The sequence below is a fragment of the Parapedobacter koreensis genome (assembly GCF_900109365.1).
GTDB classification, from domain to species: Bacteria; Bacteroidota; Bacteroidia; order Sphingobacteriales; family Sphingobacteriaceae; genus Parapedobacter; species Parapedobacter koreensis.
This window is the reverse complement of the sequence record NZ_FNZR01000001.1, coordinates 908180-921756: the sequence shown is the minus strand read 5'-3', so window position 1 is coordinate 921756 and position 13577 is coordinate 908180. Positions and strand designations below refer to the sequence as shown.

Sequence of the window (13577 nt, the reverse complement as noted above, 5' to 3'; positions counted from 1 at the left end):
CAACCACCTACTTAAGTATTGTTATCGTACAGCCAAACGCGCAACAAAGAAATGAGTTGGTCTATATCCACAGGTTTTGAAATATAGTCAGATGCTCCTGCCGTGATGCACTTTTCGCGGTCGCCAAGCATCGCTTTGGCTGTTACCGCGATGACAGGCAAATCTTTGAATTGTGGGTGCTGCCGTATTTTTGTGGTACTTTCATAACCATCCATATGCGGCATCATCATATCCATCAGTACAATATTCGTCTCTGGATGATTTTCCAGTTCTTTCAACGCTTCTAACCCATCGGTGGCCGTTACCACGACCATCCCCAGTTTTTCCAATGTTTTGGTTAGTGAGAAGATATTGCGCACATCGTCATCGGCTATTAATACCGTTTTTCCATGCAAGATGTCTTTTACGGAAAGCTGTAACCTGCCGGTCTTTGCAATGTTTTCCTTTTGTGACTCCACCAAGTGCAAAAAGATGGCCACCTCGTCGATGATCCGCTGATAAGAATAGGCCGTTTTGACGACGATGGAATCTGCGTATTGTTTAATGCGGAATTCTTCAGCCGACGATAGGTTTTTGCCGGTAAATACGATGATGGGGACATCTTCAAGTCCCGGATTTTGCCGCACCATCTCCAACAGGTCATAAGCGTTTTTATCAGGAACACCCATATCCAATATCACACAGTCTGCCTCATTGTTCAATAGGCTGTCCACGCTGTCATCGATGGAATATTTCACCGTGGAAGAAATCTTAAACGACTCCAGAAAATAGGCCAGTGCTTCGGCATGCTTGGTGTTTTCCTCTACGATAAGCACTTTTTTGGGATTTTTCGCCAGCGCCACTTCCAGTTTTCTGAACATTTCCTGCATGTGTTCTATGGCAATGGGTTTGCTGAAAAATTCTACTGCACCGTGCTTGCGGCTTTCTTTTCTCGCCTCCAATGATGACATGATGTGCACTGGGATATGGCGGGTCTCGGTATTGGCTTTTAATTCGTCCATCACTTGCCAGCCGTCTTTCACCGGCAATTTGATGTCTAATAGGATAGCAAGTGGCTTATACTGAAGTACCAGATTCATGACCTCGTCTCCCCGCACGGCTACGATTCCTTTATAGTGCTGGCTGCGCGTAAAGCGAAGGAGTTCCTTGGCAAAAGCGGTATCGTCTTCCACGATTAAGATGACTTTGTCTTCGCTGCGAATGCGGCTCCGATCATCCGGTATCGGTGCCGGGATGATCGTCTCAATGTACCGCAAAGGGGCCGTGTCTATCCGGGATGCGGCATCATTGTTATCCAAGGGAGCTGAGGAAGCCGTGTCCTGCGGCAGTGGCTTGGCCACGGGTACAGTCAAGGTAAATGTGCTGCCTTTCCCCGGTTCGCTGCTTACGTCAATGTCGCCACCGAGGAGCCTTGCCAGCTGGCGGCTGATGGAGAGCCCAAGCCCTGTGCCTCCGTATTTGCGTTTGGTGGAACCATCGGCTTGGGTAAAGGCTTCGAAAACCTGCCAAAGCTTCTCTGCGGGGATGCCAACCCCGGTGTCTTCTACGGTAAACTCCAGCCAAGCATCATCGTGGGGCTTCGCGCTCACCGTTAATTTGACATAACCTGCTGACGTGAATTTCAGCGCATTGGAAAGCAGGTTTTTCAGTATCTGCTCCAATTTCATTTTGTCAATATCGATTGTAAACCCTTCCGGCAACGTATTTGTCACGTGCAGTTCGAGTTTTTTATCATTGGCTACTGGGATAAATGTGCTCTCCATATTCCCCAGCACGTCGCCAATGCTTACAGGTGCATACTCGACGTCCATCTTGCCGGCTTCGATTTTGGAGAGGTCGAGCAGTTCGTCGATTAATTGCAATAGGCCATTCCCGGAATTATAGATGACGGAAGCTGATTCCTTTTGATCTTCCGTAAGGTTCTGTTCGCTGTTTTCGGCGAGGTAACGCGAAAGGAGCAGGATGGAATTGAGCGGCGTACGTAATTCGTGTGACATGTTGGCCATGAACTCGCTTTTGTATTGTGTGCTGAGTTCGAGCTCTTTTGCTTTTTTGGTGATTTCGGAATTACGTTCGCGGATCATCCGGTTTCGCTCTTCTAAATCGAGATTGTTTTGCTGCAATTCTTCCTGTTGCACGCGTAGCTCTTCCTCAGACGCTTGCAACTTTTGTGCGTGGGCTTCCAACTCTGTATTCAGGTTTTCCAACTCGTTGTGCTGCGCTTGCAATTCTTCGGTCTGTGTTTGGGTCTCCTCCAAGAGCTCCTGAAGTTTTTTTCGACTTTGAGCCCCATAAATAGCCGTGCCTATATTTTGGGCAGCGGCGTTAAAAAATGCCAGTTCGTTTTGCGTAAATGGATCTAAGGCAGCCAGTTCAATGGCACCGATAACCTTCTTTTCATGGAATATGGGGAAAGCAATCACACCGCCCGGTTTGATTGTGCCGATAGCATGCGAAATGATTACCGTATCCGCCTTGACGTCATCCAATACAATCTCTTTTTGGCTAAGTAAGCATTGGCCCACGATTCCCTCCCCGGGGGCGATGCTTGTAGCCTTGTCCGGCTGGAGGGCATACCCACTTTGCAGGATGAGTTTATCTCCACTGAAGAGGTAAATAGCCCCAGCCTTGCTGTCTGTATATTCTGCCAAGAAATTGATGATGTCTGTACAAATGGTGTCCACTTGCTTCTCGCCAACCATCTTTTCGTTCAGCTCGGCCACGCCACTTTGCAGCCATTCATTATTTTCGAGCCGTTCGAAGGACAGGTGAAGGGATTCGGCCATTCGATTCAGCGATCCGGCCAAACTACCGAGGGCATCTTTTTCCTCGTCATTTATCCGGATGGTGTAATCTCCGGCTGAGATCTGTGCTGCAATGCCTTGTATCAAGTCTATGCGTTGTTGCATTTCCCAGTCTTTTTGCTCCAATTGTAGGGTCAGCGTTCTACGCATGGCCATATCCCTGATGATCCGTATATAAAAAACAACAGCGACCAAAATGGCCAGCAGTGCAGCCAAGACAATCACACCGGGCGTATACATGGCAAATCTGTTTTGTATCGCTGTGCGGGTTTCGAGTAGCCGATTCTCCTCACTGATCATTTGATTGGCCAGCGTATGGATATTGACCATATAGGTGCGGCCGATTTCCATATCTTCGCTGTCGATATTGCCGGTTTTTTGCATCGTCTCGATCATGGCATTCATACGGGAAATGCGCATGCTGATGGCCTCTTTTAACTGTCGTCCGGTTTCTTGCTGAGCGGGATTGTCACGGGTGAGCTGCAACACCTGATCGATGTATTCGTGGGCCTGCCTGCAAGCCTCGGAATAGGGGTCCATATACAGCAAATTGCCGGTGAGCAGAAAACCTCGCTGGGCCGATTCGGCTTCTCTAACGCTCGATACGGCTTGGCTCAGCACCTGGGTTACTTCATGGGTATGCCGGACCAAGTTAGAGCTGTTCAGCAACCTATCGATGCATACGTAGGAAACGATGGAGCTGATTATTAGCAATAAGATCGATAGACCGAAACCTGTTTTTAGATTGGCATTTGCGCTACTGTTCATATCAGGAAGTTTGGGTATTTTGGATATCAATGGCAATCTCCGCCGACGTTGGCAACGTGAAATAGAACGTAGAGCCCTTTGTCAGTTGACTTTCCACGCCATATTTCCCACCATGGAATTTGATGATTTTGGCGCATAAGTACAGCCCCATCCCCAAGCCACGGTATTCGGCACTTGATTGCTTGGTTCGGTAAAATTTGGTAAAAAGATTGACTTGTTCGTTTTCCGCTATACCGATACCATGATCTTTTACGCAGATTTTGATTTCGTTGTTTGGAGATTGATAGATGTCAAGATGGATTTTTTCTGTTTCAGGTGAATATTTTGCAGCATTGGATAGGTAATTCAGGATGACCTGTTCTAGCCGTAACGCATCCCCACGAATCCTGACGGATGCATTGCCACTCCGTATTACCTCTCGTTCGGGATTGCTTTGTCTGAAAATATCAAGTACATCATCCAGTAATTGGCCGATATTAAATTCGGATAGATTGAAATCAAGCCTTCCGGATTCCATCTTTGCAATATCCAAAAGCTCGGTCATCATTTGGTTTAGTTTATCTACCTGGTTATTGGCCTTATTGATAAACTGGAGTGCCCTTGCTATTTTGTTGTCATGCACAGCCACTCCGGCGAGCTGGATATAGGCCTTTACGGATGTCAATGGGGTTTTTACCTCATGGCTTGCCATTCCGATAAATTCATCCTTCCGTTCTTCTGCCCGGATGCGGTGTTCGATTTCTTTCCGCAATTCCAACTGGGTACGTGCCAGCTCCTTGGCTTGTTCTTGAAGCTTGACAAACATTTTTATTTTAAGCACGAGGATGTCTGGATCGACTGGCTTCACGAGGTAATCATGTCCGCCTGAGGTGTATCCTTTGGTAATGAAGGCCTTGCTTACATTGACGGCAGAAAGAAAAATGATCGGCAGTTCGCTGGTTTTACTGATGCCGGAGATGGCTTCGGCAACTTCAAATCCATCCATGCCGGGCATCTGTACGTCTAATATGACCAATTGATAGTCATGTTTCAATACCTTCTTTAAGGCATCTTCACCGGACAATGCGGTATCTACCTCGAAATTTTGTGACTCCAGAATCTTCTTCAGCGCCTTGATATTTTCAATTTTGTCGTCTACGATTAGTATCATCGTGCAAAGGTTACTTGACTATTGAAAATCGATATATGGTCTCCGATTGGAAGACTTCCCCCGGCATGAGCAATGTCGTTGGAAAGTCCGGTTGGTTGGGCGAATCAGGGAAATGCTGAGTCTCCAAGCAAAACGCACCATGCTTACCATAGGGCTGTCCCCGTTTGCCAACATCCTTGCCGCTCAGGAAGTTGCCGGTGTAAAACTGCAGCCCGGGTTCGGTTGTCAGCACGTCAAGGCTGATCCCCGTGGTTGGAGACACCGCGGTAGCCACCGGTAATTTTTTGGCTAAAACTTCGGTATCCAAAATATAGTTGTGATCATATCCGCCATTACCTTTCGCCAATTGGTCGTCGGCATACCGGATATCTTGGCCGATAAGTTTTGGCGTTCTGAAATCAAAGGGGGTATCTTCCACTGGTGCTGGTACGCCGGCCGGAATTTGGAATTCATCTACCGGGAGGTAATTGGTAGCCTGTATTTGCAAGCGATGATTAAGTACATCGCCATTGCCTTCGCCATTGAGATTGAAATAAGCATGGTTGGTTAAGTTGATGACGGTAGGCTTATCAGTCTGTGCCCGGTAGGTAATGACTAGCTCATTGTTGTCTGTGAGGCGGTATTTGACCATCACGGACAGCTTACCTGGGAATCCTTCTTCACCATCGGCAGCTACATAATAAAAATCAGCCTTTTCTTTATAGACAACGCGTCTATCCCATACACGCTTGTGGAATCCGGCTGCGCCGCCATGGAGGGCATTTGGCCCATTATTGGGCTCGATATAGAACGTTTCGCCATCAATGGTGAAACGCCCATTGGCAATGCGGTTTGCAAATCGGCCCACGGTGACGCCGTGGTATTGTTCGTCTGCGGTAAGGTAATCCTGGATGTGGCTAAAACCCAGTACCACATCGGTAGGCGTACCGTATTTGTCCGGCACAAGCAAGCTTACGATGCGGGCACCAAAATCAGAAAGTGCCACGACTACTCCACGGCTGTTTTCCAGCGTGATGAGGTGTGTGTTTTTGCCCGCGATCCGGTGCTCGAAGTCGCGTTGTTCAGGCAGTTTATAATGATTCATTGGTTGCTTTGTTTTGCCCCGTTGGCTATCCCGTTATAACATTGGTACCCGCTGATATGTTTGCAACATAAACTTGCGCCGTCTTTCCTGTTTTCGCAGCATAGGCATGGGTGACGACCGCTATCACTTCCTGCACCTGATCGGCTTTTACTAAGTTGATGGTGCATCCGCCAAATCCACCACCCATCATCCGGGCGCCCAGTACAGCGTCGTTGTCCCGCACGAGGTCTACCAAGATATCCAATTCATCACAACTTACTTCGTAGTGATGTTGGAGTCCGTCATGAGTCTCAAACATCCGTTTCCCAAATGATGTAAAATCATTTCGTTTGAGATCTTCGCAACCGTCCTGCAAGCGCTGTATCTCCGATACTACATAAAGGCATCTGTTGTACACCACTTCATCCACGGGTTTTACGTACAAGTTGAGTTGTTCGAAGGTCGCATCGCGTAGACTTTTCACTTCGGGGTGATGCTTTTGGATGAGCGATACGCCATATTCGCATTGCTCCCGGCGTTCGTTGTAGGCCGACGACGCCAGGGAATGCTTGACCTGCGTATCAAACAATACAATTCGCAAATCCGGATTATTAAACGGAATGTATTCATAGGAAAAATCCGCGCAATCCAGCTTGATGAGCCGCTGCTCTTGCCCAAATACACTGGCAAACTGATCCATCAATCCGCACTTCACACCCACAAACTCATTTTCTGCGGCTTGCCCAATAAGGGCGATATCCAACCGTTGGATACCCAGGGCAAACAATTCGTTGAGCGCAAAAGCAGTGGCACATTCCAGGGCAGCCGAAGAGGAAAGCCCAGCGCCTTGGGGTATATCGCCGCCAAATACGAGGTCGAACCCCTGCAACGTATGCCCGCGTTGCTGGAGTTGTTGCACCACGCCCAGGATATAATCCGGCCAAAGCAGCGACGACTGCTTAATGGTAGCCAGTGTTGTCGTATATGACTGATCCTGATCCAGCGAATGCAACTGTATGGTATGGTCATCGCGTTTCCCGACGGCAATGATGATATTTTTGTCTATCGCGGCTGGGAGTACCAGCCCGTTGTTGTAATCGGTATGTTCGCCAATAAGGTTTACGCGGCCCGGAGAGCGCACGACGAGTGGCGTACCATTGAAAAGGGCTTGAAATTTTTCATATACTGAATCTTGCAGGGAAGTTGTTACTGTCGTGTCCATTAGCGTTTATAAATCAAGCGTCTAAAGTAAGAAAAAAAATGGATGGCATAGCCCTTTCGGATAATGAAAAGCGAGATTAGCTCTTGAAAACAGTTAAAATTGAATGCAAAATTAAAAATTGCAGATAGGGCTTGGCGTAGGTTGAAAATTATGGTACAGAATTGGATGCGCTACGTTTTCGTAGACTAACTAATGTTCTGAATGATATGAAAAAGATGGTACGTTTTAAGTACATAACAGTGGTAGTGCTTTATTTGGTTGTCATTTTTTCTTGTGGACATCAGGGTAAAAATGAATACCAAGGAGCGTCCCTCGTCAATAGTGACACGTCAATGCTGTTGCCCGGAGCGGATCAACTCGATCGCTACATGCCCTTGCTGGAAGGTAAAAAAGTAGGGTTGATGGGCAATCAAACTTCCGTCATCGGTGATAGGCATTTGGTTGACGTTTTGCTGGATGAAGGTGTTGACCTTAAATTTGTATTTGCCCCGGAACATGGGTTTCGAGGCGATATTGAGCGGGGTGAAAATGTTTCCAATGAATTGGACGAGCGGACGGGATTGCCGTTGTACTCGCTCTATGGGAAAAATGAAAAAGCTGACTCCATTGTAGCTTCGGTGGATGTGATGATATTCGATTTGCAAGATGTGGGGGCCAGGTTCTATACTTATATCACGTCCATGCATCAAATCATGCAGTTATGTGCCAATCAGGGTAAAAAGCTTATCATCCTAGACCGGCCAAACCCCAACGGCGATCAAGTGGATGGTCCTGTGCGGAAAGATGATAAATTCAAATCCAATGTCAGCTACCATAAGATTGCCATGATTCATGGGCTTACAATAGGCGAATTGGCAGGAATGATCAATGGTGAGGGATGGCTCGATGGCGGTGCTCAATGTGACTTGGACGTTATCACCGTACAAAATTACGACCACAGCATGCCCTATGAATTGCCAATAATTCCGTCGCCAAGCCTTCCCAACCAATTGGCTGTCCGCTTATACATGTCACTCTGCCTGTTTGAAGGCACAGCTATCAGCGTGGGCCGGGGAACCGATTGGCCTTTTCAGGTCTTGGGCTATCCCAATCCGATATTTGGTGACTTCTCATTTACACCCGGTACGCGCCCCGGAATGGCGGCCCATGTGGAACAGCAAGGGAAACGATGCTACGGACTTGATTTGCGCGGTTTGGCACCGCACGAGCAAACCTTTACGTTGGAATATCTCATTGATTTTTATCAAAAGGCCCCTTTCAAGGATCGTTTTTTTGCCCGTGCTGATTTTTTTGACAAATTGGCGGGAACAGATGAATTGCGGAAACAAATTATGGCAGGAATGGGGGCAGAAGAAATACGGTCATCTTGGGCCGCGGATTTGAACGTATACAAAGCAATGCGAAAAAACTACCTATTGTATCCGGATTTTGAATGAAAGCGGTTTTTTTCTTTACTTTAACGGCATATTCTGTAAGGGTTAGTAGGTATTGACAGGTATTGACAGGAGGGAAGTATAACGAACGCGAAATGACGAACACAACCGAGAAAGCATCGAATTATCAGGATTTGGACAAAATGTCCGTAAGTGAACTATTGATAACTATCAACAAGGAGGATCAGACAGTCGCCATTGCCGTGCAAGAAGCCATCCCACAGATAACACGGCTCGTTGAGGTGGCGGTGGCGTCCATGAAAGCGGGAGGGCGGTTGTTCTATGTTGGTGCCGGTACCAGTGGCCGACTGGGGATTTTGGATGCCTCGGAGTGCCCGCCTACTTTTGGTGTGCCTGACGATTGGGTTATCGGCATTATTGCCGGTGGCGATAGTGCTATTCGCAAGGCCGTGGAGTTTGCTGAGGATGATGAAGCGCAAGCATGGATTGATTTGCAGGAATATGGCATCAATAACAAAGATGTGGTCGTGGGGATTGCAGCATCCGGAGGGACACCCTATGTAAAAGGCGCACTAAAGGCAGCCAATGAAGCGGGGCTGGCGACCGGGTGTATCGTGTGTAATGACAATACAGTTATCGCCGCGGAAGCCAACTATCCGATAGAAGTGATTGTGGGGCCGGAATTTGTCACCGGCTCCACCCGTATGAAAGCGGGTACTGCACAGAAGCTGGTGCTCAACATGATAAGTACCACAATCATGATCCAATTGGGCCGGGTAAAAGGGAATAAAATGGTAGATATGCAACTGACCAACAGCAAGCTGGTTAACCGCGGTATCCGCATGATTATGGAGGAAACAGGGATTGATGCCCAGTCTGCCGCTGACCTGCTGGAAAGGCATGGTAGCGTACGTAAGGCTATCGCGTATTCGCATGTAGTAAATCCTAATCACTAAGCCGCATGACACCTGTCGTTCTCCTGTTTTTTTTGGTAGCTTACTTTGGCCTTTTGCTCGGTGTAGCCTACTTTACTTCCCGGAAATCAGCTGACAATGCTACGTTTTTTGTCGCTAATCGAAACGCAAAGTGGTATATGGTGGCGTTCGGCATGATCGGTACGGCACTTTCCGGAGTGACGTTCATATCTGTGCCCGGAGCTGTAGGGAGTAGTAATTTTGGTTATTTCCAGTTTATACTGGGCAATGCTGTCGGCTTTATCATCATTGCCTATGTCCTGTTGCCTTTGTATTACCGGATGAATCTTACGTCCATTTATACTTACCTTGAAGAACGACTAGGACATCGAAGTTATAAAACTGGAGCCATGATCTTTCTGGTGTCACGAACGTTAGGATCAGCATTCCGCCTTTACTTGGTGGCTATCGTCCTCCAATGGTTCATCTTCGATGCTTGGAATGTACCTTTTGTAGTGACCATCGCCTTATGCTTGCTGCTCATTTGGTTGTATACCAATAAAGGCGGGCTGAAAACCATCATTGTCACGGACATGATGCAAACGTTCTTCTTGGTGCTTGCGGTTATTTTATCGATCTACTTCATGGCTAATAGCCTCGACCTTGGCTTTATGGAGACTATCGAGACGGTTAGGGAAAGCCGCTATGCGCGCATGTTTGTCTTTGAGGATTTCTTGGGCAATCGGATTCATTTTTGGAAGCATTTCTTGGGCGGAATATTCGTGACCGTGGCCATGACGGGATTAGACCAGGATCTCATGCAGAAAAACTTGAGCATGAAAACAATCGGGGAGGCGCAGAAAAACATGCTTACTTTTACCTCCATATTTGTGGTCGTTAATCTGTTCTTTTTGGCTGTAGGTGCATTGTTGTATAGCTATGCCGCCAAAAACGGCATTGATGTGGCGAGCTTGCCAACACCAGACTACCTATATCCTGAAATTGCTTTGCATCACCTGGCCATCGTGCCCGGTGTTATTTTCATGATGGGGCTTACGGCTGCAACGTTTGCTACGACGGATTCTGCATTGACGGCTTTGACTACTTCATTTTGTGTGGATTTTCTGAATTTCAACAAGAAGGCCAACCCAAATGATGCCGGCTTGGTGAAAACGCGCAACCGGGTGCATCTTGTATTTTCCGTAATCATGTTGCTGGTTATTATGGTTTTCAGAACGATTAATGATGATTCCGTGGTGAACGCCATTTTTACAGCGGCTACTTACACCTATGGCCCATTATTGGGGTTGTTTGCATTCGGGATCCTCACCAAGCGGCAGGTGACCGATAGGCTGGTGCCGTATATTTGCCTGTTGTCACCGATCCTTTGTTATTTGATCAATACGTATATCATTATACCCTATACCACATATGCCGTTGGCTTTGAATTGATCATTTATAATGGCGCGCTTACCGGGTTGATGCTTTGGAGCACGTCGTCAAGGCAAGATTCACTTTCGTCCGCGGCTGCAACCTTGCCAGCTTGATAAGCTTGGACAAATTGATTTTTTATAGCAATAACTGCCCACTAAGCATAAAATGTGCATAAAATACGCATGATTTGTACCTATTAAAGTCTACTGATTTGGTATAGATTTGCTTGTTTAGAACACAAGTATGGATAGATTTATCGTACAAAGCCTAATCATTCTTCTTTGGGTAAATATCGCTTCTGGCCAGCAAACCTTGGTAGGTACCGTGAAAAACGCTTCAGGAGCACCTGTGCCACATGCGACGTTGGTAGTCAAGGGTACCAATGCTTACACGGTGGCAGCTGATGACGGCCAATTTAATCTTGCTATACAGGAAGCCCCTCCATTTTCATTGCAAATCAATTCGGTCGGATATAAATCAAGAGAAATACGCATCAACGAATGGCCAACAGAACCCTTGCGAATCACCCTTATGGCAGACAACCTGCTGTCGGAGATTGTGGTGACCTCTCGACGCCGTAGGGAATTGCTGCAGGAGGTCCCCATACCAGTATCGGTCATTAGTGGAACCCTCGCAGACGACGCTGGGGCATTCAATGTCAATCGGTTGAAAGAATTGGTGCCCTCGGTTCAATTATATTCATCCAATCCGCGTAATACAGGCTTGAGCATCCGGGGGTTAGGCACCACGTTTGGTCTTACCAATGATGGAATTGATCCCGGCGTGGGGTTTTATGTAGATGGGGTGTATTATGCGCGTACCGCGGCCACCACGCTCGACTTTATTGATGTGGAGCAAATAGAAGTATTGCGTGGTCCGCAGGGTACGTTATTTGGCAAGAATACCGTGGCAGGAGCATTTAATGTGACTACACGCAGACCCACATTCACCCCCGAAGCGCATGTGGAGTTGAGTTATGGGAATTATGGCTTTATCCAGGCAAAAGCATCGGTAAGCGGACCATTGGGTAAAACCCTTGCTGCACGGGTTTCGTTTAGCGGTACCCAGCGGGACGGAATACTCGATAATGTGGCCACGCAGAAGCCGGTAAATGATCTGAATAACCTTGGATTCCGGGGTCAGTTGCTCTATGCCCCGTCTGAAAATTTACATATTTTGTTCGCTGGCGATATAAGCCGCCAACGACCTGACGGCTATGCACAGGTATTTGCCGGTGTTGCACCTACATTGCGGGCTCCTTATCAGCAATTTGAGCAGATTATAGCCGATTTAGGCTACGAACTGCCCAGCCGGAATCCCTTTGATCGGGTGATTGATCACGATACGCCGTGGCGATCCGGGCAGGATTTGGGCGGGGTTTCTGCCAATGTGGATGTGAAGGTTGGGCCGGGTACACTCACTTCCACTACAGCATGGCGATTTTGGAATTGGGATCCATCCAATGACCGGGATTTTACAGGCTTGCAAGGCCTCGCCTTATCGCAGGCTCCTTCGCGTCACGATCAGTGGTCGCAGGAAGTCCGGTGGGCAGGTGAATTTTCTGATCGGCTGAGTGCCGTCGTCGGCTTATATGCTTTTGGGCAAACATTGGATGCTGATCCAGCACATACCGAAGAGGCGGGAAGGGATCAGTGGCGGTTTTCACAAAATACGGAAAGTCCGCTTTGGCAGACTCCCGGTTTGTTGGATGGCTATGGTATCAAAAGCTACCCCAGTTTAAAAACCTTCAGTGGCGCTATCTTTGCCCAAGTGGACTATGCTATCACCCCACGCTTACGTATTCTTCCGGGTATTCGGGTGAATTATGACGATAAGTCTGTGAATTTTAGGCGGGAAACCTACGGTGGTTTGCAGACCGATGATCCTGATCTGCTGGCCATCAAGCGTGCTGTATATAGCGATCAGGCGTTTGAGGCTGACATTGATGATACCAACGTTTCAGGGCAGCTTACGGTGGCTTTTAAAGCTGCTGACCATATCAATGCGTTCGCGACATTTGCCAATGGTTTTAAGCCCGTTGGCCTTAATTTGGGAGGTTTGCCGAACGCGAATGGCCAGCCGATGCTGGAGCTGGCAGTAATTAAACCGGAAAGCGTCAACCACTATGAAATTGGCGTGAAAGCCCAGCCGACGGCAAATACTTCGCTGAACATCGTTGTATACAATACCGATGTCCGTGACTACCAAGCACAGGTGCAGACGGCAGACCTGGCTGTAAACCGGGGCTACCTGGCTAACGCTGAAAAGGTACGGGTAAGGGGTGTCGAATTTGATGGAAGTGTCCGGTTCAATAACTACATTTCGATATATGGGGCGCTTGCTTATACAGATGGGAAATATGTATCGTTTACTAATGCTCCGCCGCCACTGGAAGAAACGGGTGGGCCGACATTCAAGGATATTTCGGGCGGTGAACTTCCCGGCATTTCTAAATGGGCGGCATCACTGGGCGGCGAAGCCGCTACGGCAACGAGCGCTTTTCTGGGGCAAGACGGCCAATTCTTTTTAGGAGTCGACGGGTTTTACCGATCGTCATTTTCGTCAAATCCGTCGCCGTCAAGGTATTTGGTGGTAGATGCCTATACCTTGTTGAATGCACGCATTGGCTTTAGAGCGACTGAGGGGGTGACGCTGTTCCTTTGGGCACGCAACCTATTTGATACCAATTATTTTGAGCAGTTATTGCCCGGAGCCGGTAATGCCGGTCATTATGCCGGGGTATTGGGCGACCCGAGAACATATGGCGTCACCTTACGGTACGCGTTTTGAGTTTCTCATCAGCAGCGATTGCATCTGACAGATCCCAT

8 protein-coding genes are annotated in these 13577 nt (G+C 47.8%); 4 read left to right on the top strand and 4 right to left on the bottom strand.

Going from position 1 to position 13577, the window contains the following annotated elements:
- Positions 1-11 precede the first annotated feature (11 nt).
- Genes BMW65_RS03820 through galK form a run of 4 tightly spaced genes read right to left on the bottom strand, consistent with a single transcriptional unit; the run spans position 12 to position 7007 of the window.
- Positions 12-3572 (bottom strand): response regulator, encoded by a 3561-nt coding sequence (locus tag BMW65_RS03820; RefSeq protein ID WP_090602857.1) that lies wholly within the window; start codon positions 3570-3572, stop codon positions 12-14.
- A gap of 1 nt (position 3573) precedes the next feature.
- Complete coding sequence (locus BMW65_RS03815; protein ID WP_090602855.1) at positions 3574-4722, bottom strand: hybrid sensor histidine kinase/response regulator; 1149 nt, start codon at positions 4720-4722, stop codon at positions 3574-3576.
- Between the two features lie 10 nt (positions 4723-4732).
- A complete protein-coding gene (locus tag BMW65_RS03810) occupies positions 4733-5806 on the bottom strand; it encodes an aldose epimerase family protein (protein WP_090602854.1) in 1074 nt (357 codons plus the stop codon).
- Positions 5807-5831: 25 nt separating this feature from the next.
- A complete protein-coding gene (gene galK / locus BMW65_RS03805) occupies positions 5832-7007 on the bottom strand; it encodes a galactokinase (protein ID WP_090602852.1) in 1176 nt (391 codons plus the stop codon).
- 206 nt (positions 7008-7213) lie between these two features.
- Here galK and BMW65_RS03800 point away from each other — a divergent pair, with 206 nt between their 5' ends.
- From BMW65_RS03800 to BMW65_RS03785, 4 genes are all read left to right on the top strand, one after another.
- Complete coding sequence (locus BMW65_RS03800; RefSeq protein WP_090602851.1) at positions 7214-8443, top strand: exo-beta-N-acetylmuramidase NamZ family protein; 1230 nt, start codon at positions 7214-7216, stop codon at positions 8441-8443.
- A gap of 92 nt (positions 8444-8535) precedes the next feature.
- Positions 8536-9357 (top strand): N-acetylmuramic acid 6-phosphate etherase, encoded by an 822-nt coding sequence (murQ, locus tag BMW65_RS03795; RefSeq protein WP_090602849.1) that lies wholly within the window; start codon positions 8536-8538, stop codon positions 9355-9357.
- A gap of 5 nt (positions 9358-9362) precedes the next feature.
- Positions 9363-10862, top strand: a complete 1500-nt coding sequence (locus BMW65_RS03790) for a sodium:solute symporter (RefSeq protein ID WP_090602847.1) — start codon at positions 9363-9365, stop codon at positions 10860-10862.
- A gap of 130 nt (positions 10863-10992) precedes the next feature.
- On the top strand, positions 10993-13539 hold the full coding sequence (locus BMW65_RS03785; protein ID WP_090602845.1) for a TonB-dependent receptor: 2547 nt from the start codon (positions 10993-10995) through the stop codon (positions 13537-13539).
- The last annotated feature ends 38 nt before the right edge of the window (positions 13540-13577 follow it).